Raw genomic sequence first — 24,682 nt, 5'->3', positions numbered from 1 at the left:
ACAGTTGGATATCTCTTTCTTTGTGAAGTGTATTACATAATTGCGATGTAGAGAGAACAAGGATGAATTTATTTAAGGAATATGACGATGATAAGGATATCATCAGTAGTTATAACTATTGGCTTGATGTTATTGACACTCGGTTGTCAATCATCAGCCAATCAAGAGCGTGTTGCAGTGTCTACACGTTTACAATTAGGTGATGCTTATTTAGCTGAAAGACAATATCAAATAGCGCAATATCATTTCCAAAAAGTGTTATCGGTGATGCCAAATCACTCCGATGCAAATTTAGGAATGGCGTTAACATCGCAGTTATTGGGAAATTCTATTCAAGCGTTAGATTATTACAAATTAGCGATGAACTCGAAGCCAGTAAATGTTAATGTATTAAGGCTTTATGGTAATTTCCTTTGTGAACAAAAACTATTAAACAATAATAGTGTGTTAATTGAGGATATACCGCCAGATTATTTGGTCTGTCAGCAAAGTGATAATAAAATATCAAAAAATTCGCGGTGATACGTTAAGGTACTTTGTGCTTTTGCGAATTCATCAATGTTAAACATCCAATAGCCACAGTGCCTAGATTGCTAATGAATACTGAAAACAAAACCGAAGAAGTGAAATTAACAGCAGGTCAACTTTTACGCCAGGCACGAGAAAAGGTGGGGCTAACACAACAAACTGTTGCTGATCGACTTTGTTTGAAGTTATCAACAGTTCGCGAAATTGAAACAGACTCCGTTTCTTCTGATATTGCACCAACATTTTTACGCGGATATATGCGTTCTTACGCTAAGTTAGTCGGCGTTCCTGAAAAAGACATCCTTGGTTTTATCGACCAACAAGCTCCTGTCAAACAAATTAGAATGACAACCACACAAAATTACTCATTAGGCAAACGTCATAAAAAACGTGAAGGTTGGCTGATGAAACTCACATGGGTGATTTTGATTGTTATGGTTGCTCTTGTCGGTGTTTGGTGGTGGCAAGGTCATCAGGCTGATCAACAAGAATTAGTCTCTATGGCATCTCAAGACATAGGGCAAAACAGTACTCAAGAAAACACCAACACGATAGATTCTCCTTTAGCAACCTTAGATAATACGCCAACATCTGAAGGTGATAATTTACAAGTACCTGCGTCGCCATTAGCTGATAATCAGGCAAATAATGTCGCTATATCGCCAACGACTGAAACGACGTCACCAGCACCAACAGAAGTGAGAACGGTTCCATTACCTGTATCACCTCTAACAACATCAACAACTTCTCGTGCAAATTCAGCACAAGAATCTACCTCATCAGAAGCTCCGGCTATTGCGAATCAATTGGTTCTTATGTTTGATGGTGAATGTTGGTTAGAAGTTCGTAATGCTCAAAATAAAGTCTTATTTAATGGTATTAAGAAAGCGGGTGATCGTTTGGAATTTGATGGTGAGCAACCTTATAAACTAAAAATAGGCGCACCTTCTGTTACTCGCTTACAGTTTAATGGTGAATCAGTTGACTTAAGCCGTTTTACTGGAAAAATAGCAAAAATAACAGTGCCGAGCGCTTAATCTGACTACACATTTGAGCAAGCATGGAAGCATGGGAGAATTAATCAATGCATAAAGAATCACCTATTATTCGTCGCAAATCGACACGAATTTATGTGGGTAATGTACCTATTGGCGATGGTGCTCCTATCGCGGTACAGTCGATGACGAATACACGAACGACAGACGTAGAAGCGACTGTTCGCCAGATAAAGTCTCTGGAACGTGTAGGGGTGGATATTGTTCGCGTTTCTGTACCGACAATGGATGCTGCGGAAGCATTCAAATTAATTAAGCAGCAAGTTAATGTACCTTTAGTTGCTGATATTCACTTTGATTATCGTATTGCATTAAAAGTCGCTGAATATGGCGTTGATTGTTTACGTATCAATCCGGGGAATATTGGTAGTGAAGAGCGTATTCGCCAAGTCGTTGATTGCGCTCGTCATAACAATATTCCTATTCGTATTGGTGTAAACGGCGGTTCACTTGAAAAAGATATTCAAGAGAAATACGGCGAGCCAACACCAGAAGCATTAGTTGAATCAGCAATGCGCCATGTAGATATCCTTGATAAGCTGAATTTTGAACAGTTTAAAGTCAGTGTAAAAGCTTCTGATGTTTTCCTTGCTGTTGATTCATACCGCTTATTAGCGAAAAAAATAGATCAGCCACTGCATCTTGGGATCACTGAAGCGGGTGGCGCAAGAGCAGGATCGGTTAAATCTGCGATTGGTCTTGGGATCTTATTATCAGAAGGTATCGGCGATACATTAAGGATTTCATTAGCTGCAGATCCGGTTGAAGAAGTTAAAGTAGGTTTTGATATTCTCAAATCCTTACGTATTCGCTCTCGCGGAATTAACTTTATTGCTTGTCCAACGTGTTCACGCCAAGAATTTGATGTTATTGGAACAGTCAATGAATTAGAGCAGCGTCTGGAAGATATCATCACACCTATGGATGTTTCCATTATTGGTTGTGTGGTTAATGGACCAGGTGAAGCTGAAGTTTCAACGTTAGGTGTAACGGGCGCTAAAACACGTAGTGGTTTTTATGAAGATGGCGTGAGACAAAAAGAGCGTCTTGATAACGTTAATATGATTGATTTATTAGAAGCAAAAATTCGCGCTAAGGCATCAATGCTTGATGACAGTATGCGTATAAATATAAATCAATTGGACAAATAACACTCAAAAAACTGGCTCATTAATCAATGAGCCAGTTTTACTATTGATTTCACATTGAATACTGATTGATTTCGCTTCTATAATCAGCCTAACAATCAATTAATAACTATTAGAGAAGAAAAGTGGCACAAAAAATCCAAGCCATTCGTGGTATGAACGACTATCTACCTGCTGACACTCGTGTATGGCAGAAAATTGAAAATACGCTAAAACAAATTTTAGCGGGTTACGGCTTTAGTGAAATCAGAACACCTATCGTAGAGCATACCCCTCTATTTCAGCGAGCAATTGGTGAAGTGACCGATGTTGTTGAAAAAGAAATGTATACTTTTACCGATCGCGGTGAAGATGCCCAAAGCCTGACATTACGCCCAGAAAATACAGCAGGTTGTGTTCGCGCAGGTATCGAGCATGGTTTACTTTATAACCAAGAACAACGTTTATGGTATTTAGGGCCAATGTTCCGTTATGAGCGTCCTCAAAAAGGTCGTTATCGTCAATTCCACCAGTTAGGTGCTGAAGTGTTTGGTCTACAAGGCCCAGACATTGATGCCGAATTAATTATGTTAACTGCGCGCTGGTGGAAAGCGTTAGGTATCGCAGAGCACGTAACATTAGAACTTAACTCTATTGGTTCCTTAGAAGCGCGTGCTAATTATCGTGAAGCGTTAGTAGCTTTCTTAGAGCAGCATGTTGATAAGTTAGATGAAGACTGCAAACGTCGTATGTATTCTAACCCATTACGTGTTTTAGACTCAAAAAATCCAGAAATTCAGACTTTATTGAATGATGCGCCTGAACTTTTCGATTATCTTGATGACGAATCAAGAGCGCACTTTGATGGTCTTTGTGCTTTATTAGATGCTGTCGGTATTACATACCGTGTTAATCAGCGTTTAGTTCGCGGTTTAGATTATTATAACCGTACTGTTTTTGAGTGGGTTACTAGTGCATTAGGTTCACAAGGAACAGTGTGTGCAGGTGGCCGTTATGATGGTCTTGTGAAGCAACTTGGTGGACATCCAACACCTGCTGTAGGTTTTGCAATGGGTATGGAGCGCATGATTTTATTGGTTCAAGCGGTTAACCCTGAATTTGTTGCAGATACCAATGTGGCTGATGTTTATCTTGCTTCATTTGGCGATAAGAGCCAAAGCGCAGCATTAATGCTGGCTGAAGAAATTCGTGATCAATTACCAACATTACGTTTAATGACGAATCATGGTAATGGTAACTTTAAAAAGCAGTTAGGGCGAGCTGATAAACAAGGCGCTAAAATTGCGCTGATTTTAGGCGAAGATGAAATTAATGCCGGCACTGTTGCAGTGAAAGATTTGCGTTCAGGGGAACAAACAATCGTTGCTCGCAATGAGCTCGCTCAGCAATTGACTTTGTTATTAGGTTAAGGAGAGACTTGTGGAAGTTTATAGCACCGAAAACGAACAAGTTGATGCAATTAAACAATTCTTTAAAAACTACGGTTTAACTATCGTTTTAGCCGCTGTTATTGGTTTTGGTGGTGTGTTTGGTTGGAAATACTGGCAATCGCATCAAACAAATCGTCTGCAAGAAAGTGCGGGTGCTTTTGCAACAGTCAGTGAGGCACTTGCTAAACCTACACCTGAAAATATTGCATTAGCTGAAAAATTTGTTACCGATACGAATGATATCTATGGCGCTTTAGCTTCATTAGAGCTTGCTCAAATCGCTATCGATGCTAATGATTTAGTCAGCGGTGAACGTCATCTAACTAATGCTGTAGCAAAAGTAAAAAATGACGCATTTGCAGATATGCTTAATCTTCGTTTAGCTCGCGTACAATTAGCATTAGATAAAACAGATGCTGCTTTAGTTTCGTTAGAGCAAGTGAAAGGCAAAGCATGGAATGGAATGAAAAATTATATCCGTGGTGATGTCTTAGCGAAAAAAGGCGATAACGCAGGTGCAACAACCGCTTATCGTAGCGCATTAACTGATGAAAATGCGGGTGCTATTCGCTCACTGGTTGAACTTAAACTCAATAATTTATCCAATTAAAGGGATCTTCAGACATGCAACTGCGTAAAACTCTCCTGGTTGGTCTACTAGCATCTGCTTTGTTGGCAGGATGTTCTAGTGAACAGGATAATGTGACAATGTCTCCATTGCCTGAGGTGCAGAGCCAATTTACACCTAGAGCTGTTTGGGACAAATCAGTTGGAAATGGTATTGGTAAATACTATTCTCACTTGTCACCAACATGGGATGGCGCAGTTGTTTATGTCGCTGATCGCCATGGTTTAGTTAAAGCATTAGAGGTAGAAACAGGTAAAGAGCTTTGGTCACAAGATCTCTCTATTAAAACGGGTTTTCTTTCATCCAATGAGTCTGCATTACTTTCTGGTGGATTAACCGTTTCAGGTACTCGCGTTTTTGTGGGAACTGAAAAAGCGAAAGTATATGCACTGAACGTTGAGGATGGCTCCATTGATTGGGAAGCTGATGTTGCTGGTGAAGCCATTTCAAAACCTGTTGTTAGTGATGGTTTAGTCCTTATTCATACCAGTAACGGCATGTTGCAAGGACTTGACTTATTAACGGGTGAGATTTCGTGGACTATTAACTTAGATACTCCATCATTATCTCTGCGTGGTGAGTCTGCACCTGCTGTTGCTTATGGTGCGGCTATCATTGGTGCAGATAATGGTCGTGTCAGTGCAGTTGTTCTTTCTCAAGGACAATTAATTTGGCAACAAAATATTTCACAAATTAAAGGCTCTACTGAAATTAGCCGATTAAGTGATGTGGATATCACGCCGATTATTGATGAAAATACCGTTTATGCAATGGCATATAACGGTAACTTAGTTAGCCTTGATATGCGTTCTGGACAAATCCTTTGGAAACGCGATTTAGGCTCAGTCAATGATATGGTGCTGTTAGGTGATAATCTTTACCTTGTTGACCAAAATGACCGAGTTTTATCTGTTCGTAAATCTGATGGTGTGACATTATGGACACAAGAAGATTTACTGCATCGTAATTTAACCGCACCAGCTATTTTTGATGGCTATTTAGTGGTTGGCGATGCAGAAGGTTATCTCCATTGGATTGATACCAACACAGGTAAATTCATTGCACAAAACCAAGTGAACAGTTCAGGTTTATTAAGTCGCCCTCAAGCAGTACAAGATAAACTGATGATCCAAGCTCGTGACGGTAAGCTTTATCTTTATAGTCGGTAATTAATTGCTGACAAATCTATTTATTTTACGGCTCCTTTAAAGGAGCCGTTTCGTCTTTTTAGTAATTACATGTAAAATACAATCAGGTTCGTGATTGTATTTTTATGAGGCATCAAAAAATGATACCCGTTATTGCCTTAGTAGGGCGCCCTAACGTGGGTAAATCCACGTTATTTAATCGACTAACACGCACAAGAGACGCATTAGTTGCTGATTTTCCAGGTCTCACCCGTGACCGTAAATATGGTCGAGCAGAGTTAGAAGGCGAAGAATTTATTATTATTGATACCGGTGGTATTGATGGTGCTGAAGAGGGTGTTGAAACCCATATGGCATCACAATCGCTACAGGCTATTCAAGAAGCCGACATCGTACTGTTTTTAGTTGATGCACGCGCGGGTTTGATGCCAGCAGACCAAGGTATCGCAAAACACCTTCGTGGTGTTGAGAAAAAAACGTATTTAGTTGCGAATAAAACTGACGGTATCGATATTGATACTGCATTAGCTGATTTTTATTCTTTAGGTTTAGGTGAAATCTTCCCAATCGCGGCATCTCATGGTCGTGGTGTTGCTCAACTGATTGAACAAGCACTATTACCAATTACAGGTAAAGTGGTGGAAGAAGAGCTAGAGCTGACTGAAGAAGAAGAGAATGCGGCTTACTGGGCTGCCTTAGAAGCAGAACAAGAAGCTCAAGCATTAGAAGAGGAAGAAGACGACTTCGATCCTTCTACATTACCAGTAAAATTAGCGATTGTTGGTCGTCCTAATGTTGGTAAATCAACACTGACAAACCGTATGCTTGGTGAAGATCGTGTGGTTGTTTACGATATGCCGGGTACAACGCGTGATAGTATCTATATCCCAATGGAGCGTGATGAGAAAGAATATATCATCATTGATACTGCGGGTGTTCGTAAGCGCGGTAAAGTCAAAGAAACAGTAGAAAAATTCTCTGTTATTAAAACATTACAAGCTATTGAAGACTCTAACGTTGCATTGCTGGTTATTGATGCTCGTGAAGGTATTTCAGATCAGGATCTTTCATTATTAGGTTATATCCTGAATGCAGGTCGTTCATTAGTTATTGCTGTCAATAAATGGGATGGCATGACACAAGACGATCGCGAACAAGTTAAAGCGATGCTTGATCTTAAACTGGGCTTTGTTGACTTTGCGCGTGTTCACTTTATTTCTGCATTACATGGTAGTGGCGTGGGTAATCTTTTTGAATCTATTCAAGAGGCTTATGTCTGTGCAACGCGTCGTGTAGGTACTTCTATGCTGACTCGTATCATGAAGATGGCAGAAGATGATCATCAGCCACCGATTGTTCGTGGACGCCGTGTAAAAATGAAATATGCACACGCCGGTGGTTATAATCCACCAGTTGTGGTTATTCATGGTAATCAGGTAACTGATTTACCAGATAGCTATAAGCGCTATTTGATGAACTATTTCCGTCGTACTCTGCAAGTTATGGGTACGCCGATCCGTATTCAATTTAAAGAGGGTGAAAACCCTTACGCGGATAAGAAAAATAAATTAACCGTTTCTCAAATGCGTAAACGTAAGCGTTTAATGTCACACTTGAAGAAATCGAAATAAGAATATTAAGTTTCTTATTTAAGTGAAAAGCCACATTTTGATGTGGCTTTTTTACTTTTATAATTCAATGGGTTATTTCAATTATACAGCTATTAGTAGCTTTTCTGTATTTCATAAAAAATTAATTTAATTTTCCAAATAATAGTTTAAAATGCAATTGATTCCTATTCGTCTTAAAGAGCTATTACGTTGAAAAAAAAGATTATTATTACATCAATTTTTATGCTTTCTGCTTGTGCAACACCTGAAAAATGGGAAGCCAAAACGGCAGAACCTTCACCATTAGATGTTGCTAAAACGATGTGTATGCAACAAGCAACTGAACGATATCCTGCCCACTATGTCACTTCAAATCAGCCATCATTTTCACCAATGCGTGTAAATGGTAAAGATATTCCTAATTCTGGAGCCTCTTTCCCCTCTGATGCGAATGAATGGGAACGCAAAGATTACTTCAATACTTGTATGAGAGCCGAAGGGTGGGAAAATAAAAATAAAGTCACCGGGTTATTGGCTTTTTTGTTTAATTAGTTAAAAGTTAATTAAACAAGACAAGTTAAAAATTGACTAAATACCCTGTATTTATCATAAATTCAGGGCTATTTTTTCACCATTAGGTAATGTGATATCAATTGCAAGCTTGCCACCTATCGCATCAACATAGCGTTTAAGTGTTGAGATTTTAAGGTCATTATCAACACGTTCCATTTTGGCGATAGCTGGTTGTTTAACCCCTAATGAAGTTGCTAACTGGGTTTGAGATATATGTAGTTCTTCTCGTATTTTCGCTAATGTGAGTTCACGCTGAATTTCTTTAACTCTAGCTTCAATTCTTTTACGACTATCTGGTGTTCTTTTTGCTAGCATTTCATCTAAAGTTGCCATCACTCCTCCAATTCTGATAGGTGAATACGAAATTGTTCATCTGCTGTTTTTATAAGATTATTGTAAAACTGTTTTTCATTTCGACCTTTCTTATTACCTGCACATAAGATAATTGCTTGCCTAGAATTATCGAATGCGAAACATATTCTAATAGGTTGACCTTTAACTTGTATTCTTAACTCTTTCATATTCATAAATTTTGATCCAGAAAGAGTGTCAACATAAGGGCGTCCAAGAAGAGGCCCATTTTCTCGAAGAACACAAAGAACAGCTAATATTTCGTCTTGAAGATAATTTGGTTGAACTTCAAACCATTCTTCAAAAGGCAATTTTGTTATGACTACCCACATTCTTCAATCCATTATAGCAGTAAATAGCATATAAAATATAACCTTTAAGTTATAATTAAAATGATAAAAATCTTAATAAAAATATTTTTATGTAATAATTTCAATGGATTGATAAGAATCGAGTATTAAAAAGCCACATTTATAATGTGGCTTTATCGTTAATGATTTATTTTCTCTATACCCACTCTTTTTGGATCAAAAAGTCACTGTATAACTTTGCTTCTGGGGTATTTGGTTCGGGGGAGTAATCATATTCAAAACGAACTAAAGGTGGCATAGACATTAAAATTGACTCTGTTCTTCCACCACTTTGCAAGCCAAATAATGTGCCTCTATCCCACACTAAATTAAATTCAACATAACGACCACGGCGATAGAGTTGGAATTGACGTTCACGCTCTCCCCAAGGCATGGATTTGCGCTTTTCAACAATAGGTAAATAAGCATCAAGATAACCAAGGCCCACATGTTGGACAAACTCGAAACAGTGGTCGAAATCTGGAGTATTTAAATCATCAAAGAAAAGGCCACCTACACCACGAGGTTCATTGCGGTGTTTAATATAAAAGTAATCATCACACCACTTTTTATAACGAGGGTAATAATCTTCACTAAAAGGCGTACAAACTGATTTAGCAACTTTATGCCAATGAATAACGTCTTCTTCAAATCCATAGTAAGGGGTTAAATCAAACCCACCACCAAACCACCAAACGGGATCTTCACCGTCTTTTTCAGCAATAAAAAAACGGACATTGGCATGAGAAGTCGGAATATAAGGATTAAGAGGGTGAATAACTAATGAAACACCCATAGCTTGAAAACGACGACCTGCTAATTCAGGGCGATGTGCAGTGGCCGATTTTGGTAATGTGTCACCATAAACATGCGAAAAATTAACGCCAGCTTGTTCAAAAAGAGCGCCATTGGTTAAAACGCGAGTACGACCGCCACCTCCTTCTTTTCTTTCCCAGTTATCTTGCTGAAAAGTGGCTTTTTGGTCTATGTTTTCAAGAGAGCGACAAATCGTATCTTGTAGTGATAAGAAAAACTCTTTAACGCGATGAATATCAGGTAAATTCATAATAACCTACAATTTTTATCATATTTATTAAAAATAGAACTCCATATTGTCTATGTTCTCATTTTCAAGTTGATTCATAAACCAAACAAGCGATAATAAATTCAGATTTATATGACCGATAATGGGCAAAACCATGGAAATACGTGTATTTCGCCAAGATGATTTTGAGGCAATTATTACACTTTGGGAGCGTTGCGATTTGATATCGCCTGATAACGATCCTGAAATTGATATTGAAAGAAAATTAAACCACTCACCCGATTTATTTTTGATAGCGGAAGTGGCTGGTGAGATTGTGGGTAGTGTGATGGGAGGCTACGATGGTCATCGTGGCTCTTTATACTATTTAGGCGTTCACCCAGATTTTCGAGGAAGAGGCATTGCGAACGCATTGATCTCTCGATTAGAGAAAAAGCTGATAGCGAAAGGGTGCCCTCAAATTACATTAGTTGTACCAGAAGAAAATGATGCAACAATTTGTATGTTTGAGAAGTTATTGTATGAAGATCAAAACCAAGAAAGCACAACTTATACTAAGCGATTAATTGTTGATCAGGATTTTGATCTCTAATTGTATTTAAAGCCCCTGATTTTTAGGGGTTATTTCTTTTTCCCTTTCTATTTATCTCTTTTTTCCTTGTGACTATTCTTACGTTTGTCCCCCCTTAATTTATGCGTAAAATCTGATATTACCTTTTCTGTGGAACAAAATGTTCTGTTAATGGTCGTAACTAGGCTTTCTTTTCATGTGGTTATCTAAGATAAAATCAGTAGATATTTTGTTATGCTGACTTATCACGACTGTTTTAGCCTGATGATTGAGGTGATACAAAGAGTAAGATAAGGTGTGCTAAATAACCTCAGTATCTATTTTAATGTGTGACGAAAAAGTTTAACGGAGAAACAAATGATGCCTAAGTTTTGGTTACCCTTGTGTTTAAGCACAAGTGTTTTGCTATTAAGTGGCTGTTCATCCATGGGAGGAATGTCTTTTTCTGCACTAAATCCGATGAATTGGTTTTCAAATAATACGCTGACTGTTTCTGCCAATGGATTAGGAAATATCACCGGTTCAACAAAAATAACAGAAAGTGAAATAAAAAATGAGCTAGGTGGTAGCTTCAATTATCGTGAAGGTATGGAGATGCAAGGTAGCGATATTATTGTTGTCGTCCAAGCTCTCGAAGATAAGAGCGTTCAAGTGGCTTTCTATGGCAAAGAAAAAGGCACTGTTGAAAAAATAGAAGTCTTTGATGCCAAAGCAACGACGGATTGGGGCACAACGATGGGTACACCATTTAAAGATATCTATAAAAAAGCATTTGGTGCATGTAGCAAAGGCCCTAAAGATGAAAAACTGAGAACTATTTTATGCCAATCCACAGAAGCTAAATCGGTGAGTTATGTCTTCAGTGGTCAATGGGATGGTCCTGATGGATTAATGCCACCTGATGAAGTTTTATCTAACTGGACATTAACGCAAATTATTTGGCAGAACAAATCGCCTTCACGCTATTCCCTATAAAATAAGGAAGATTTTATAATCAGACTGTCCGATTTTTGTTAAAAGGCAAATCTTCAGAAAAAAATATTCGATATAATTAACATCATTCTAGGTGTTTTGATTATTGATTAGGAAAGCAATATGTCTCATGCACAAAGTGGCATTTTAGTCGCACATAGTAAATTTGGTCTTTTTATCGAAGCAATGGTCGTAGGTGAATTAGAAGCGCTGCGTGAAGGGTGTCAGAAATTCATGCAATCATTATCTGATTTACAAAAGCAATTTCCTGATGCATCACTAGGCGCAGTTGTTGCATTTGGCTCTGATCTTTGGAAAAAACTTTCCGATGAAAACAGCGCACCAGAGCTGAAACCTTTTCGCCCTTTAGGCAAAGGTTTAGCACCTGCAACACAGCGTGATCTTCTTATTCATATTCAATCTATGCGCCATGATGTCAATTTCTCATTGGCACAAGCAGCAATTGCAGCTTTTGGTGATGCAATCAAAGTTGAAGAAGAAATCCATGGTTTCCGTTGGATAGAAGAACGTGATTTAAGTGGTTTTATTGATGGTACAGAAAATCCACAAGATGATGAGCGTTATGGCGTTGCACTGATTAATGACGGTGTTGATGCTGGTGGTAGTTATGTTTTAGTTCAACGTTATGAGCACAATCTGAAGAAATGGGCTCGTTTTAGTGAATCAGACCAAGAAAAAATGATCGGTCGTACTAAAAAAGACAGTGTTGAACTTGATGAATCTGAGCGTAATGTTACATCTCACGTTTCTCGTGTTGTGATTGAAGAAGATGGTGAAGAGTTAGCCATTCTACGTCACAGCCTGCCTTACGGTACTGCAAGCGGTAAACACGGTTTATATTTCTTAGCTTACTGTGGTCGTTTATATAATATCGAACAACAACTATTGAGTATGTTTGGTGAATTAGACGGCAAACATGACGACCTATTACGTATGAGTAAACCTGTAACAGGAAGTTATTACTTCGCACCTTCTTATGAAGTATTAAAAGCACTGTAATCATTATCTCGTACTAAATGCGTTTTTATTAATGAAATGCCTGCTTTTAAAGCAGGCATTTTTGTCTGAATTTTTTTCATGTTAAGAGTAATTGATGCAAATTTAATTAATTAGCCTGAGTTTTATTCAGTTTTAATAGCTTATGGTTATATCAAATAACAAAAGCTAACTACACTGTTATAAATAAAGTCGATAGAGTAACCATTAGAACAAAACTTACAATGATGGGTACTTTTGATGAAGAAAAACACAATCAGAACCTTTGCATTACAAGCAACCGCAGCATTGTCTTTGGTTGTTAGTAGTTATGCTGGGGCTGCTCAATTACTTAATAGCTCTTACGATATCGCAAGAGAGCTATTCACACAGCTAAATAGCGATTTTAAAACGCAATGGGATGCTCAACATCCTGATGATAAAGTTACCATCAAACAATCACATGCAGGCTCATCTAAGCAGGCACTTGCAATATTACAAGGTTTACCCGCGGATGTAGTGACTTATAATCAAGTTACAGATGTGCAAATTTTGCATGATAAAGGCAAATTAATTCCTGCTGATTGGCAACAACGTCTTCCTAATAATAGCTCGCCTTATTATTCCACTATGGCGTATTTAGTACGCAAAGGAAATCCAAAGAACATTACTTCATGGGAAGATTTAACGCGTGAAGATGTCAAAGTGGTTTTCCCTAATCCTAAAACCTCTGGCAATGGTCGCTATACTTATTTAGCCGCGTGGGGTGCTTTCGAAAAAGCTTATGGTAATGATGAAAAGACACAAGAAGCGATGAAGAAATTCCTCAAGAATGTTGAGGTATTTGATACAGGAGGACGTGGTGCCACCACCTCATTTATCGAACGCGGACTTGGGGATGTTCTGATCAGTTTTGAATCTGAAGTTAATAACATTCGTCAACAATATGGCGAAGATGAATATCAAGTTATTGTGCCACCTATTGATATTCTAGCTGAGTTTCCTGTCGCTTGGATTGATAAAAATATTCAACGTAATGACTCCGAAGCATTGGCAAAAGCCTATCTAAATTATTTATACAGTCCTAGAGCACAAGAGATCATCACGCAATTTAATTATCGCGTAAATGATAAAGCGGTTATGGCTCAAAAGTCAGCACAGTTCCCAGCAACGTCATTATTTACGATTGAAGAGGTATTTGGTGACTGGAATAACGTGATGAAAACACATTTCACGACAGATGGCATGCTTGATAAGTTGTTAGCGCAAGGACGTCAATAATGTTTACCACAACCAGCAAACGGGTATTACCAGGATTTGGATTAAGTTTAGGTGGAACACTGTTTTATACCTGCTTGATTTTACTGTTACCAATGAGTGCGCTGGTTGTGCAACTTTCTGATATGAATTGGTCTCAATATTGGGCGGTGATAACACACCCTCAAATTGTGGCTGCTTATAAAGTCACATTACTTGCGGCAGCTGTTGCCAGTATTTTTAATGCGGTTTTCGGTATGTTGCTTGCGTGGATCATTACTCGTTACCGTTTTCCGGGTAGACAACTACTTGATGGTTTAATGGATTTACCTTTTGCTTTGCCTACGGCTGTTGCGGGTCTCACACTTGCGACACTTTTTTCAACACAAGGCTGGTACGGTTTTGTATTGGATAAATTTGATATCAAAGTTATCAACACATGGATTGGTATCGCTGTTGCGATGGCTTTTACCAGTTTGCCTTTTGTTGTAAGAACCGTTCAGCCCGTTCTTGAAGAATTAGGTCCTGAGTATGAAGAAGCGGCTGAAACGCTAGGGGCGAATCGTTGGCAGACTTTTCGTAAGGTTGTCTTACCTGAGTTGTCGCCAGCATTAATAGCAGGAACCGCACTCTCTTTTACGCGCAGTTTAGGTGAATTTGGCGCTGTTATTTTTATTGCTGGCAATATTGCGTGGCAAACAGAAGTTGTTTCTTTGATGATTTTTATTCGATTACAAGAATTTGATTATCCTGCGGCAAGTGCCGTTGCTTCTGTAATTTTACTTGTTTCATTAGTCTTACTGTTTTCAATTAATGGATTACAAAGCCGATTTGGACAACGGTTGAGGGGGCATTGATGTCAGATATTATGCAACAACGCTCTGTTTATCGTCGCCAAATTGATTGGGTGAAGTGGGGGTTAATCCTTACGGGCGTTGTGTTATCCATTTTATTTTTAGTTGTGCCTATTGCGTGGATCTTTATGACCGCGTTTTCAAAAGGTATTGAAATATTTACTGAGAATTTATTGGATAGTGACATGTTACACGCGGTTTGGTTAACCGTACTCATCGCGTTAATCACCGTACCTGTCAATATGTTGTTTGGTGTCAGTATGGCATGGCTTGTCACACGTTTTCGTTTCCCGGGACGCCAGCTATTAATGACATTGATTGATATTCCATTTGCAGTGTCTCCAGTGGTTGCTGGATTACTCTATCTGCTTTTTTACGGTAGCAATGGCTGGGCAGGGCAATGGTTATCTCAATTTGATATCCAATTGATGTTCTCATGGCCGGGAATGGTACTAGTTACGGTATTTGTCACTTGTCCTTTTGTCGTGAGAGAACTGGTACCAGTGATGATGAGCCAAGGCAGTCAAGAAGATGAAGCTGCCGTGTTATTAGGGGCGAGTGGTTGGAAGATGTTTTGGCGAGTGACATTACCGAATATTCGCTGGGCATTGTTATATGGCGTGGTATTAACCAATGCCAGAGCCATCGGTGAATTTGGTGCAGTTTCTGTGGTATCCGGCGCTATTCGTGGCGAAACCTATTCACTACCGCTACAAGTTGAATTACTGCATCAAGATTATAATACCGTTGGTGCATTTACTGCGGCTGCATTACTCGCGATGATGGCAATCTTCACCTTAATGTTTAAAAGTGCGTTGCAATGGCATTTAGCTCGTCAGCAATGACATTATTATTTACACAAAGTAGAGGCAAAATATGAGTATTGAAATTAATAGTGTCACAAAATATTTTGATCGCACTGAAGTGTTGCATGATGTCAACCTTGATGTGGCTTCAGGTGAAATGGTGGCGCTGCTAGGGCCTTCAGGATCAGGTAAAACAACGCTTTTGCGTATTATTGCTGGCCTTGAACATCAAACCCAAGGAAATATTTGTTTCGAGGGGCAAGATGTTAGCCGATTACATGCTAGAGATCGCAAAGTCGGTTTTGTTTTTCAGCACTATGCGTTGTTTCGCCATATGACTGTATTTGAGAATATCGCTTTTGGTCTAACGGTATTGCCTCGACGAGATCGTTCTAACAAAGAAGCTATTCATAAAAAAGTACAACAGTTGTTAGAAATGATCCAATTGCCTCATTTAGCACAACGTTATCCAGCACAATTATCGGGTGGGCAAAAACAGCGTGTCGCTTTAGCAAGAGCTTTAGCTGTTGAACCTCAAATTTTATTACTCGATGAGCCTTTTGGCGCTTTAGATGCCAAAGTAAGAACGGAATTACGCCGTTGGTTACGTGAATTGCATGAAGAGCTTAAATTTACCAGTGTCTTTGTTACTCATGATCAACAAGAAGCGATGGAAGTGGCTGATCGCATTGTGATTATGGGGAATGGCAAAATAGAGCAAGTAGGAACACCACAAGAGGTATGGCAATCACCTCAAAGTCGCTTTGTTTTAGAATTTTTAGGTGATGTAAATCATCTAAAAGGTGAAATTAATGGTGCTCAATTACAGATTGGTGGATATCATTTGCCATTATCGGTGACACCGCTTTATCAAGGTTCGGTAGATGTGTTTTTACGTCCTTGGGAAATAGCATTAAGTGTACATGCCAACAGTGTTTGCCGATTGCCTGTTAAGGTTATTGAGGTATCGCCAAAAGGGCATTATTGGCAGTTGATTTTACAGCCATTAGGATGGAGTGAAACACCGATTACTGCGGTTTGGAATGATATTTCTTCTGCACCAACAAAAGGAAATACCTATTATATGGGAGGTGCTCAAGCCCGTTTATATACGGGAGATACTCCCTTAAATACGGTGTCGTTAGCCTATACCGCGTGACTGCTCCCCGTCCGTATTGGGTGAGGGTTTACGACAGATTTTGCTAATTTTATTATTAATCTATCGTTTTATTTCGCGATCTTTCACCCATGCTTATTTTAGGTATGGGTGTTTTGGTTTCTATAAAAACAAAGAGACTTGTCGAATTACGTTAATATTATTGCGTTAATAAGTTAAATGTGATTTCTTCATTAATACAGACAAACAAATGAGCAGGAACTTATTGTGGCAGGGTTAGAACAATTTATTGGTAATACACCATTAGTAAAACTACAACGACTAACACAAGAGGTGGACGCTGAAATCTGGGTTAAGCTTGAAGGCAATAATCCTGCAGGTTCAGTAAAAGACAGAGCTGCATTATCGATGATTGAACAAGCGGAATTACGCGGTGAAATAAAACCGGGTGATACGCTGATTGAAGCAACCAGTGGTAATACAGGTATTGCCTTGGCGATGATTGCAGCGGTAAAAGGTTACCGTTTAAAGTTGTTAATGCCTGAAAATATGAGTAAAGAGCGTCAAGCATCAATGCAAGCTTATGGTGCAGAATTGATTTTAGTCAGCCGTGAAGTCGGTATGGAAGGTGCGCGAGATCTCGCACAACAGATGGAACATCAGGGCGAAGGTAAGGTATTAGACCAATTTAATAACCCAGATAATCCAAGAGCTCATTTTATTTCTACAGGCCCTGAAATTTGGCAACAAACACAAGGTCGTATTACGCATTTTGTTTCGAGTATGGGAACAACAGGGACGATCACCGGTGTGGGAAGTTACTTAAAAACACAATCTGATAGCGTGCAAATTATAGGTCTTCAGCCTGAAGAAAAAAGCCAGATCCCAGGTATTCGTCGTTGGTCACCAGCTTATTTGCCGGGCATATTTAAAAAAGAGCTGGTGGATAGCGTGATAGATATGTCACAAACTGAAGCAGAATCAACGATGCGCCTTTTAGCTAAACAAGAGGGTATCTTCTGTGGTGTGAGTTCTGGAGGCGCTGTTGCTGGCGCTCTGCGCGTTGCAAGAGAAAATCCAGGGGCAGTGATTGTTGCGATTGTTTGTGATAGGGGTGATCGTTATTTGTCGACAGGCGTTTACTCGTCATAATTCAAACTGTAGCGTTACTCGTCATACTTCAAGTTGTAACGTTGTCGCCTAGCTACATCTTGAATTATTTAGAGTAATAACATTGTTGAATTATTTAGAGTAAGGACATTGTTGAATTAGTTAGAGTATTTTGGTTTTTGAATAAATAAAAAAACCGCCACATATGGGTGGCGGTTTAAATAGAGAATATTACAGAAGATTATTTTTTAATCTGAATAATAACGGTTTCACCAACAGTAACTGGGCCTGTCATTTTGGTTAAACCTTGGATTTCATCCATATTAGAGATAACAACTGGCGTTAGAACTGATTTTGCTTTTTCTTCTAATACAGCCAAGTCAAATTCTAAAATAGTATCACCGACTTTTACTTGCTGACCTTCTTCAGCGATACGTTTAAACCCTTCACCTTTCAGTTCAACAGTGTCGATACCGAAGTGGACAAATAACTCGATACCGTTGTCAGACTCAATAGAGAAAGCATGGTTAGTCTCGAAAATTTTACCGATAGTACCATCAACTGGCGCAACAATTTTATTACCAGCAGGTTTGATAGCAATACCGTCACCTACGATTTTTTCAGCGAAAACAACATCAGGAACATCTTCGATATTGACGATTTCACCAGAAAGTGGTGCAACAATATCAATCGTGCCACTGCCTTTCTTTTCCTCTGAAACCAGTGATTTTAATTTATCAAACAGACCCATGAATCTTCTCCTAATTATTGTAGTTGGGACCGGGCTCTGGCTAATGCGATTAGCACAGTGTCTTTTCTTTAGTAAAAGTTTCTACTAAGTCCATCAATTCTTTTGCAGTTGGCTGAGCAAGTGCTTGTTCTGCCAGTGCTTTTGCATCATCGTAATTCGCATTACGAATCACTTTTTTGATGCGAGGAATTGAAATAGCACTCATACTAAACTCATCTAATCCCATGCCAAGAAGGAGCAATGTTGCTCGTTCATCTCCAGCAAGTTCACCACACATTCCAGTCCATTTACCTTCAGCATGTGATGCATCAATCACCTGTTTTATCAGGTTGAGTACTGCAGGTGACATTGGATTATATAGATGAGATATCAGCTCATTTCCACGGTCTACAGCCAGAGTATATTGTGTTAGATCGTTAGTCCCAATACTAAAAAAGTCAACTTCTTTTGCCATATGACGAGCCATTACTGCTGCGGCTGGGGTTTCTACCATCACACCGACTTCAATAGATTCATCAAAAGCTTTCTTTTCTTCACGAAGCTGGCTTTTCAGTATTTCAAGTTCTGCTTTCAATGCACGGATCTCTTCAACAGAGATAATCATTGGAAACATAATGCGTAGTTTACCAAAAGCAGATGCTCTTAAGATAGCACGTAATTGTGAATGAAGGATCTCTTTACGGTCAAGACAAATACGAATTGCACGCCAGCCTAAGAATGGGTTCTCTTCTTTTGGTAGGTTCATGTAAGGTAAGTCTTTATCACCGCCAATATCCATAGTACGAATAATGACCGCAGGACTTCCTACCGCTTCTGCTACCGCTTTATAGGCTTGGAATTGCTCATCTTCTGTTGGTAAAGAGTCTCTATCCATAAATAAGAATTCGGTACGATACAGACCAACACCTTCAGCACCATTACGTTCAGCACCAGCAACATCTCGAACTGTACCAATATTAGCGCAAACTTCGACTTGATGCCCATCAAGCGTAATAGCAGGTAAGTCTTTAAGTTTTGCTAATTCTTCTTTTTCGTGCAGGTACTCTTCTTTGATAGTTTTTAATGTCTCAAGTTCCTCATCTGATGGATTAATAATGATTTTGTTATTAATCGCATCAAGAACGAGATAATCGTCTTTTTTAATGGTTTGTGTCGCATTAGATGTTCCTACAATAGCTGGAATTTCTAATGAGCGAGCCATGATAGAAGTGTGGGATGTTCTACCACCTAAGTCAGTGATAAAACCTAATACGTTGTCTAAACTTAATTGTGCAGTTTCAGAAGGGGTAAGGTCAGTTGCAACTAAAATCACTTTTTCTGAGATAGCGCTTAAATCGATAATTGGCATTTCTAAGATATTGCGCATTAAGCGCTTACCAATATCGCGAACGTCAGCTGCACGTTCTTTTAGGTATTCATCGTCTAATGCTTCTAATGCAGTTGCTTGATCTTCAATAACAGATTGAACTGCCGCTTCAGCGGTTTTTTTGTCGCTTTTGATGAGAGTAACAATTTCTTGTTCTAACTCTTCATCTTCTAGCAACATGATATGGCCTTCAAAGATTTCGGCTTTATCCGCACCAAGGTTCTTTTCAGCACGCTCTTTAATGATTTCTAGTTGTTGTGCAGATTTGTTACGGCCGTCTTTGAAGCGTTCGATTTGATTCTCAATCTCATCACTTTGGATCTTACGTTGGCTAATGATGATAGGTTCTTCTTTGAGGAGAAGGGTTTGACCAAATGCGATACCGGGTGATGCTAAAATTCCTGAAATCATAATTTATCCTACGACTTGCTGGTGATAATCTTAAAAGAATAGGATTGCAAAATACTGTTGTTTTAAAATCATCATTGAGATTAACTCCCCTGAATGGTTTCAGGGGAATAAGTACTGAGTTAAAGCTTAACCGCGAATTACTCTAATTCCGCCATTAATTTTACTAACGCTTCAACAGCTTGTTTTTCATCTTCGCCTTCAGCAGAGATAGTCACTACAGTACCTTGGGTTAAGCCTAAAGTTTGTAATTTGAAAAGGCTCTTAGCGCTGGCAGATTTACCGCTAGAGATAAGCGTGATATCAGAAGAGAATGTTTTGGCTTCTTTTACAAATTGTGCTGCAGGACGAGTATGTAAGCCGTTTGGTGCTGTAATAGTAACTTCTTGCTGGTACATAGGATTTTTTCCTTTTATAACTCAATTGTTCACATTAAGTCAGGACTTAGTAAGTGTAGATGAATTTGTCCTGCTTTGCGTAGCAATATCAGATAATATTAAGTCGTAAAGCGTCATCTGATAAAAATAGTGTTCAGAAAGATAAAAGAGTTCGTTTTTGTCATCTCGGTTATTTTCTGATTAATTTCGACCTTCGAAATAATTAATTGATTAAATACTAAACTCGAAGAAATAAATCACCTGTCTGGATGACAAACTTTGATCTCTACCACAAAAAAAGCACCATTAAGGTGCTTTTTTAATAAATATTTTACAATTGAGATGACGCGATTTAGCTGTCAGAAATGTCAGCAAAAAGTGGGGTGCTTAAATAACGCTCACCTGATGAAGGTAAAATAACCACGATTTCTTTATTTGCAAATTCTGGTTCTTTTGCGAGTTTTACTGCTGCCGCAATCGCTGCACCAGAAGAAATACCTGCGAGAATACCTTCTTTAGTCATAAGTTCACGAGCAGTATCAAAGGCTTCTTCGTTAGTGATTTGAATAACACGATCCAGCAACGATAAATCTAGGTTTTCAGGAATAAAACCAGCACCAATACCTTGGATTTTATGTGGACCGGGTTTAATTTCTTCACCTGCTAAGGCTTGTGTAATAACAGGAGAGCCTGTAGGTTCAACTGCAACCATTGTTACCGCTTTACCTTGAGTCTTTTTCAAATAGCGGCCAATACCCGTAATTGTACCACCCGTGCCGACGCCAGCAATAACAGCAGCGACTTCACCATCTGTATCATTCCAGATCTCTGGACCTGTAGTTTTTTCATGGATCTCAGGGTTAGCTGGGTTGCTAAACTGTTGTAGTAAAAGGTAACGCTTAGGATCGCTATCGCGAATTTCATTGGCTTTATCGATGGCACCTTTCATGCCTTTAGCGCCTTCAGTCAGCACTAAATTAGCCCCCAATGCCTTGAGTAATTTACGACGTTCTACACTCATAGTGTCTGGCATGGTCAGTGTTAATTTGTAGCCACGAGCCGCTGCAACATAAGCAAGAGCAATCCCCGTATTACCACTGGTAGGTTCTACAAGCTCAACGCCTTCTTTAAGAATACCTTTCTTTTCTGCATCCCAAATCATGTTGGCACCGATACGGCATTTTACACTGAAGCTTGGGTTACGAGATTCCACTTTAGCCAGAATGTTGCCATTTCCGAAATGCTTTAAGCGAATTAAGGGAGTGTGTCCAATAGTTTGCGAGTTGTCTTCGAAAATCTTGCTCATTTTTATCCTCGGTACATGATTTTTATAAGGTCAGATGAAATTACCATACGCCATCAAGCTAAAGATGGAAATAAGCTTTATGAATATACTTATAACTTTTTTGTCTTTTTATTCCAAAAGGTTCTAATCAAGAGTCAGTGAGACGATTCACAAATTAATAAATCAAGAGATGTACAGTATATTGATGGCTGATAATCTATTTTTAATTACGTTTATTGCAAATACAGGGGTCATAATGGAAACCATTGAAGAGTTGATTAGCGCACTTGAACTCGCAGTGCCTGAATTAGACGCGCAAGCTTTGCGTGAAAATTTACCCGAGTCCGACGCTCAAGAAGATGTCCTTAATTGGTTATATGAATCACTCTCAGCTCAAGGATTAATGGACTATGTGGAATGGACAGAATATTTTGGTGATATTCCTGATCTAAAATCGTTAGAGCACATCTCTTTACCTGAATCACCAAGTGCATTGATTTTATCTCAAGTTGAAAATATTGATTGGGATGAGGTGAGCGTAGACCCTTATATGTTGCCTTATGAGCTACCTTATCTGGAATATATTAACCACTTTTTGGCAGAGAAAGGGTTACGATTAGTGGATCTCACACCATTTGAAAATGCTTATATTTTCTGTATTCGAGATGATGAAGAGATTATGGAAAAATTAGATGGTGCATTGAATATCTTTGAAATGGGCATTAATGAGCGTGAGCCGATGGATAAGGAAGAAACGAAAGATTATATTCGTTCATTAATTGAGTAATGCACTCAATAACTAAATAAACCAAATCACGATCTAGAAAAAAACGATAAAATAAAACCCCGTCTTAATAAAACGGGGTTTTTCTCGTTTATTGATACGTCATTAAATTAAATTTACCACTGCCCGTCTTGTACATGTTGTTTACGATAACGATCACACCACATTGCGGTTGCACCACAAATGGCAACCGGCATGATGACTAAATTTAGAATAGGGATCATGGTAAAAATATTAATAACCATACCAAATTGAAGATTATTCCATTTGTCTTGTTTCAGCGAAGATTTCATTGCAGCAAATGAAATTTTATGATTATCAAATGGGAAGTCATTATATTGAATTGCCATCATCCAAGCACCAAAAGCAAACCATAAAACAGGGGCAACAGTTTGTCCGATAGCAGGAATAAAATAGAGCAATAACAAGACAATAGCACGAGGCAAATAATAAGCTATTTTAGTTAACTCACGTTTTAAAATACGTGGAACATCCTTCAATATACCTGCAACACCTGTATCTGGTGGTGCAATGCCAGTTATTTGACCTTCTAATTTTTCAGCCAACAATCCATTAAACGGAGAAGCAATAATATTGGCTAAAGTACTAAAGAAATAAGTAAACACCAATAAAATAAAAATAACGGATAATGGCCAGATTAAATAACTCAGCCACTGTAGCCAATCAGGAACTTTTTCCATCATCCAATTGACCATGCCACCGATTTGACCATATAACCACCAAAAGGCGCTTCCGAGAATAATAATATTGGCAAGTAGGGGTAAGATAACAAAACGTTTCAGCCCTTTGCGTGTAATTAAACGCCAACCAAGAGCAAAATAATGAAATCCATTTAAATTTTTATTCGTTTCTGTCAAATTTGTCATACTTCCTATTCTCTCCAATGAGGGCAAGCTAGTATCATATAGGGAGATAATCAGCCTTACTAGTCATGAATTGTCTAAAAAACGCGCATAAGAGATTGATGTGTGTATCTTTGTGACAAGAAAATTAAGTATTGGCTTGCACTTATGAGCATTGGCAAATACTCTTAGTAAAAAGTAATATTTGCCAACGTGGCTATTAAACCTCAAGACAACAGAGATAGAAATGATGCAGCAAAATTTGCGTCTGATATTAATCGTTGTTGGTGCGATTTTAATCATAGCTTTGTTATTACACGGCTTATGGATTGGTCGAAAAGAGCGTTCTAAGCTTTTCCGTAATCGCCCAGTAAAACGTCAGAAACAGAATTATCAGTCAGATGAGAACGATGACGAACCACAATATGCTGAGGCTAGTCATCAGACATCAACTTTATCCTCTACTGAAAAGCGGGAGAGTGAGCCACCGATAAAATCGGAGCCTCTACATGAACCCGAAATTTCAGTGGTAGATAGAGACCCATTAATGTCTGAAACCCAAACTAAAGGGAACTCTCACGATACTTCATTACAACAAGAGCCTAGCCTTGGTGTTTTTGATGTTATTGAAAAAGAGCCTGTACCGATTGTTAGGGATGAGCCAAAACAAGCACCAGTGGTTAATGTTGCGAGTGAAATAAAATCACACGTTAATACAGTAAGCCCATCTGCGAGTTTTGAGCCGTCAATTTCAGAGACAACGGCTCATGTGACTCCTGTTGAAACTGAGGCTTCGCATCATGCTCCGGCTGAAGAGCCAAAAGCTGAATCTGCTCCACAAGCAACAGAAGCAGAGAAAGAGCTGGTTATTGTTCTAAACGTAAGTGCACATCATGGTCAAATGCTAGATGGTGAAGCATTGATGCAAAGTATTATTCAAGCTGGATTCCAGTTTGGCGAAATGAATATTTTCCATCGTCATCTCAATCCAACAGCGAATGGACCTGTTTTGTTTAGTTTAGCGAATATGGTGAAACCGGGAACATTTAATATTGATACAATGGCTGAATTAACGACACCAGGTGTATCAATGTTTATGATGGTGCCATCTTATGGTGATGCTAACCAAAACTTTAAATTGATGTTACTTACGGCGCAACGTATCGCATCTGATGTAGGTGGTGTTGTGCTGGATGATGAACGTAAACTCTTAACGCCACAAAAAATCGAGCTTTATAAATCTAGGATCCGTAGGACGCTGGATTTAAATCAATAGCTTTTGTCTGTAAAAAAGCCCCC

The 24,682-nt window shown here is 38.8% G+C and carries 26 protein-coding genes; 18 read left to right on the top strand and 8 right to left on the bottom strand.

Annotated elements, in window-relative coordinates; all coding sequences use genetic code 11:
- Window positions 1-87 precede the first annotated feature (87 nt).
- The 8 genes from EHE21_RS12875 (at window position 88) to EHE21_RS12840 (ending at window position 8,099) form a co-directional block, all read left to right on the top strand.
- On the top strand, window positions 88-522 hold the full coding sequence (locus tag EHE21_RS12875) for a hypothetical protein (protein WP_088495059.1): 435 nt from the start codon (window positions 88-90) through the stop codon (window positions 520-522).
- Between the two features lie 74 nt (window positions 523-596).
- Complete coding sequence (gene rodZ / locus EHE21_RS12870; RefSeq protein ID WP_194950864.1) at window positions 597-1,565, top strand: cytoskeleton protein RodZ; 969 nt, start codon at window positions 597-599, stop codon at window positions 1,563-1,565.
- A 47-nt stretch (window positions 1,566-1,612) separates the two neighbouring features.
- Window positions 1,613-2,734, top strand: coding sequence for a flavodoxin-dependent (E)-4-hydroxy-3-methylbut-2-enyl-diphosphate synthase (ispG, locus tag EHE21_RS12865; RefSeq protein ID WP_088495061.1), 1,122 nt, complete (start codon window positions 1,613-1,615; stop codon window positions 2,732-2,734).
- 122 nt (window positions 2,735-2,856) lie between these two features.
- Window positions 2,857-4,140 (top strand): histidine--tRNA ligase, encoded by a 1,284-nt coding sequence (gene hisS, locus EHE21_RS12860; protein WP_075670494.1) that lies wholly within the window; start codon window positions 2,857-2,859, stop codon window positions 4,138-4,140.
- Between the two features lie 10 nt (window positions 4,141-4,150).
- The gene (locus tag EHE21_RS12855) at window positions 4,151-4,771 is read left to right on the top strand and encodes a YfgM family protein (RefSeq protein WP_194950863.1); all 621 of its coding nucleotides are present in this window, start codon (window positions 4,151-4,153) and stop codon (window positions 4,769-4,771) included.
- Between the two features lie 14 nt (window positions 4,772-4,785).
- Window positions 4,786-5,958 carry an outer membrane protein assembly factor BamB gene (gene bamB / locus EHE21_RS12850; RefSeq protein ID WP_194950862.1) on the top strand — a complete coding sequence of 391 codons (1,173 nt, stop codon included), beginning with the start codon at window positions 4,786-4,788 and terminating at the stop codon, window positions 5,956-5,958.
- Between the two features lie 119 nt (window positions 5,959-6,077).
- A complete protein-coding gene (gene der, locus EHE21_RS12845) occupies window positions 6,078-7,568 on the top strand; it encodes a ribosome biogenesis GTPase Der (protein ID WP_075670500.1) in 1,491 nt (496 codons plus the stop codon).
- 189 nt (window positions 7,569-7,757) lie between these two features.
- The gene (locus EHE21_RS12840) at window positions 7,758-8,099 is read left to right on the top strand and encodes a hypothetical protein (RefSeq protein ID WP_228766682.1); all 342 of its coding nucleotides are present in this window, start codon (window positions 7,758-7,760) and stop codon (window positions 8,097-8,099) included.
- 54 nt (window positions 8,100-8,153) lie between these two features.
- Here the strand turns inward: EHE21_RS12840 and EHE21_RS12835 are convergent, their stop codons facing one another.
- The 3 genes from EHE21_RS12835 to hemF all read right to left on the bottom strand — a co-directional run bounded on the left by EHE21_RS12835 (window position 8,154) and on the right by hemF (window position 9,887).
- Window positions 8,154-8,453: a helix-turn-helix domain-containing protein gene (locus EHE21_RS12835; protein WP_194950861.1), complete on the bottom strand. Its 300-nt coding sequence runs from the start codon at window positions 8,451-8,453 to the stop codon at window positions 8,154-8,156.
- On the bottom strand, window positions 8,453-8,803 hold the full coding sequence (locus EHE21_RS12830; RefSeq protein ID WP_194950860.1) for a type II toxin-antitoxin system RelE/ParE family toxin: 351 nt from the start codon (window positions 8,801-8,803) through the stop codon (window positions 8,453-8,455). Before EHE21_RS12830 ends, EHE21_RS12835 begins: the two co-directional genes overlap by 1 nt.
- Window positions 8,804-8,978: 175 nt before the next feature.
- Window positions 8,979-9,887: an oxygen-dependent coproporphyrinogen oxidase gene (hemF, locus tag EHE21_RS12825; RefSeq protein ID WP_194950859.1), complete on the bottom strand. Its 909-nt coding sequence runs from the start codon at window positions 9,885-9,887 to the stop codon at window positions 8,979-8,981.
- A 133-nt stretch (window positions 9,888-10,020) separates the two neighbouring features.
- Here hemF and EHE21_RS12820 point away from each other — a divergent pair, with 133 nt between their 5' ends.
- The 8 genes from EHE21_RS12820 to cysM all read left to right on the top strand — a co-directional run bounded on the left by EHE21_RS12820 (window position 10,021) and on the right by cysM (window position 17,591).
- The gene (locus tag EHE21_RS12820) at window positions 10,021-10,458 is read left to right on the top strand and encodes a GNAT family acetyltransferase (protein WP_075670504.1); all 438 of its coding nucleotides are present in this window, start codon (window positions 10,021-10,023) and stop codon (window positions 10,456-10,458) included.
- Window positions 10,459-10,794: 336 nt separating this feature from the next.
- Complete coding sequence (locus EHE21_RS12815; protein WP_228766681.1) at window positions 10,795-11,412, top strand: RpoE-regulated lipoprotein; 618 nt, start codon at window positions 10,795-10,797, stop codon at window positions 11,410-11,412.
- A 120-nt stretch (window positions 11,413-11,532) separates the two neighbouring features.
- Window positions 11,533-12,429 carry a Dyp-type peroxidase gene (locus EHE21_RS12810; protein ID WP_075670506.1) on the top strand — a complete coding sequence of 299 codons (897 nt, stop codon included), beginning with the start codon at window positions 11,533-11,535 and terminating at the stop codon, window positions 12,427-12,429.
- A gap of 237 nt (window positions 12,430-12,666) precedes the next feature.
- On the top strand, window positions 12,667-13,686 hold the full coding sequence (gene cysP / locus EHE21_RS12805) for a thiosulfate ABC transporter substrate-binding protein CysP (RefSeq protein ID WP_194950858.1): 1,020 nt from the start codon (window positions 12,667-12,669) through the stop codon (window positions 13,684-13,686).
- Window positions 13,686-14,519, top strand: a complete 834-nt coding sequence (cysT, locus tag EHE21_RS12800) for a sulfate/thiosulfate ABC transporter permease CysT (RefSeq protein ID WP_194950857.1) — start codon at window positions 13,686-13,688, stop codon at window positions 14,517-14,519. Before cysP ends, cysT begins: the two co-directional genes overlap by 1 nt.
- Window positions 14,519-15,361 (top strand): sulfate/thiosulfate ABC transporter permease CysW, encoded by an 843-nt coding sequence (cysW, locus tag EHE21_RS12795; protein WP_088495069.1) that lies wholly within the window; start codon window positions 14,519-14,521, stop codon window positions 15,359-15,361. Before cysT ends, cysW begins: the two co-directional genes overlap by 1 nt.
- 31 nt (window positions 15,362-15,392) lie before the next feature.
- On the top strand, window positions 15,393-16,481 hold the full coding sequence (cysA, locus tag EHE21_RS12790) for a sulfate/thiosulfate ABC transporter ATP-binding protein CysA (protein WP_194950856.1): 1,089 nt from the start codon (window positions 15,393-15,395) through the stop codon (window positions 16,479-16,481).
- A gap of 225 nt (window positions 16,482-16,706) precedes the next feature.
- Complete coding sequence (cysM, locus tag EHE21_RS12785) at window positions 16,707-17,591, top strand: cysteine synthase CysM (protein WP_088495071.1); 885 nt, start codon at window positions 16,707-16,709, stop codon at window positions 17,589-17,591.
- A gap of 199 nt (window positions 17,592-17,790) precedes the next feature.
- Here the strand turns inward: cysM and crr are convergent, their stop codons facing one another.
- From crr to cysK, 4 genes are all read right to left on the bottom strand, one after another.
- Window positions 17,791-18,300, bottom strand: a complete 510-nt coding sequence (gene crr, locus EHE21_RS12780; protein WP_036935451.1) for a PTS glucose transporter subunit IIA — start codon at window positions 18,298-18,300, stop codon at window positions 17,791-17,793.
- A 49-nt stretch (window positions 18,301-18,349) separates the two neighbouring features.
- Window positions 18,350-20,077 (bottom strand): phosphoenolpyruvate-protein phosphotransferase PtsI, encoded by a 1,728-nt coding sequence (ptsI, locus tag EHE21_RS12775; protein WP_194950855.1) that lies wholly within the window; start codon window positions 20,075-20,077, stop codon window positions 18,350-18,352.
- A gap of 137 nt (window positions 20,078-20,214) precedes the next feature.
- Window positions 20,215-20,472: a phosphocarrier protein Hpr gene (gene ptsH / locus EHE21_RS12770; RefSeq protein ID WP_006533407.1), complete on the bottom strand. Its 258-nt coding sequence runs from the start codon at window positions 20,470-20,472 to the stop codon at window positions 20,215-20,217.
- 331 nt (window positions 20,473-20,803) lie between these two features.
- Window positions 20,804-21,757 (bottom strand): cysteine synthase A, encoded by a 954-nt coding sequence (gene cysK, locus EHE21_RS12765; protein ID WP_088495073.1) that lies wholly within the window; start codon window positions 21,755-21,757, stop codon window positions 20,804-20,806.
- A 235-nt stretch (window positions 21,758-21,992) separates the two neighbouring features.
- Here cysK and EHE21_RS12760 point away from each other — a divergent pair, with 235 nt between their 5' ends.
- Entirely contained in the window at window positions 21,993-22,523 is a 531-nt protein-coding gene (locus EHE21_RS12760) for a hypothetical protein (RefSeq protein ID WP_228766680.1), read from the top strand.
- Between the two features lie 113 nt (window positions 22,524-22,636).
- Here EHE21_RS12760 and cysZ read toward each other — a convergent pair whose 3' ends face one another.
- Window positions 22,637-23,407 carry a sulfate transporter CysZ gene (gene cysZ, locus EHE21_RS12755; protein ID WP_088495075.1) on the bottom strand — a complete coding sequence of 257 codons (771 nt, stop codon included), beginning with the start codon at window positions 23,405-23,407 and terminating at the stop codon, window positions 22,637-22,639.
- A gap of 223 nt (window positions 23,408-23,630) precedes the next feature.
- Here cysZ and zipA point away from each other — a divergent pair, with 223 nt between their 5' ends.
- Window positions 23,631-24,659 carry a cell division protein ZipA gene (zipA, locus tag EHE21_RS12750; protein WP_088495076.1) on the top strand — a complete coding sequence of 343 codons (1,029 nt, stop codon included), beginning with the start codon at window positions 23,631-23,633 and terminating at the stop codon, window positions 24,657-24,659.
- The last annotated feature ends 23 nt before the right edge of the window (window positions 24,660-24,682 follow it).

The organism is Proteus sp. GOKU (genome assembly GCF_015475555.1).
GTDB lineage: Bacteria > Pseudomonadota > Gammaproteobacteria > Enterobacterales > Enterobacteriaceae > Proteus > Proteus mirabilis_B.
Note: the sequence above shows the minus strand (reverse complement) of the source record. Positions and strands in the feature narration are given on the sequence as shown.

Excerpts from the sequence above, each read along its gene's own strand:
- ispG (WP_088495061.1), top strand. The coding sequence starts at position 1,613 with ATGCATAAAGAATCACCTATTATTCGTCGCAAATCGACACGAATTTAT.
- ptsI (WP_194950855.1), bottom strand. The coding sequence starts at position 20,077 with ATGATTTCAGGAATTTTAGCATCACCCGGTATCGCATTTGGTCAAACC.
- EHE21_RS12875 (WP_088495059.1), top strand. The coding sequence starts at position 88 with ATGATAAGGATATCATCAGTAGTTATAACTATTGGCTTGATGTTATTG.
- cysT (WP_194950857.1), top strand. The coding sequence starts at position 13,686 with ATGTTTACCACAACCAGCAAACGGGTATTACCAGGATTTGGATTAAGT.
- EHE21_RS12810 (WP_075670506.1), top strand. The coding sequence starts at position 11,533 with ATGTCTCATGCACAAAGTGGCATTTTAGTCGCACATAGTAAATTTGGT.
- EHE21_RS12820 (WP_075670504.1), top strand. The coding sequence starts at position 10,021 with ATGGAAATACGTGTATTTCGCCAAGATGATTTTGAGGCAATTATTACA.
- rodZ (WP_194950864.1), top strand. The coding sequence starts at position 597 with ATGAATACTGAAAACAAAACCGAAGAAGTGAAATTAACAGCAGGTCAA.
- cysA (WP_194950856.1), top strand. The coding sequence starts at position 15,393 with ATGAGTATTGAAATTAATAGTGTCACAAAATATTTTGATCGCACTGAA.
- EHE21_RS12830 (WP_194950860.1), bottom strand. The coding sequence starts at position 8,803 with ATGTGGGTAGTCATAACAAAATTGCCTTTTGAAGAATGGTTTGAAGTT.
- zipA (WP_088495076.1), top strand. The coding sequence starts at position 23,631 with ATGATGCAGCAAAATTTGCGTCTGATATTAATCGTTGTTGGTGCGATT.
- EHE21_RS12815 (WP_228766681.1), top strand. The coding sequence starts at position 10,795 with ATGATGCCTAAGTTTTGGTTACCCTTGTGTTTAAGCACAAGTGTTTTG.
- cysP (WP_194950858.1), top strand. The coding sequence starts at position 12,667 with ATGAAGAAAAACACAATCAGAACCTTTGCATTACAAGCAACCGCAGCA.
- cysZ (WP_088495075.1), bottom strand. The coding sequence starts at position 23,407 with ATGACAAATTTGACAGAAACGAATAAAAATTTAAATGGATTTCATTAT.
- cysW (WP_088495069.1), top strand. The coding sequence starts at position 14,519 with ATGTCAGATATTATGCAACAACGCTCTGTTTATCGTCGCCAAATTGAT.
- cysK (WP_088495073.1), bottom strand. The coding sequence starts at position 21,757 with ATGAGCAAGATTTTCGAAGACAACTCGCAAACTATTGGACACACTCCC.
- der (WP_075670500.1), top strand. The coding sequence starts at position 6,078 with ATGATACCCGTTATTGCCTTAGTAGGGCGCCCTAACGTGGGTAAATCC.
- ptsH (WP_006533407.1), bottom strand. The coding sequence starts at position 20,472 with ATGTACCAGCAAGAAGTTACTATTACAGCACCAAACGGCTTACATACT.
- EHE21_RS12760 (WP_228766680.1), top strand. The coding sequence starts at position 21,993 with ATGGAAACCATTGAAGAGTTGATTAGCGCACTTGAACTCGCAGTGCCT.
- bamB (WP_194950862.1), top strand. The coding sequence starts at position 4,786 with ATGCAACTGCGTAAAACTCTCCTGGTTGGTCTACTAGCATCTGCTTTG.
- hemF (WP_194950859.1), bottom strand. The coding sequence starts at position 9,887 with ATGAATTTACCTGATATTCATCGCGTTAAAGAGTTTTTCTTATCACTA.
- EHE21_RS12835 (WP_194950861.1), bottom strand. The coding sequence starts at position 8,453 with ATGGCAACTTTAGATGAAATGCTAGCAAAAAGAACACCAGATAGTCGT.
- crr (WP_036935451.1), bottom strand. The coding sequence starts at position 18,300 with ATGGGTCTGTTTGATAAATTAAAATCACTGGTTTCAGAGGAAAAGAAA.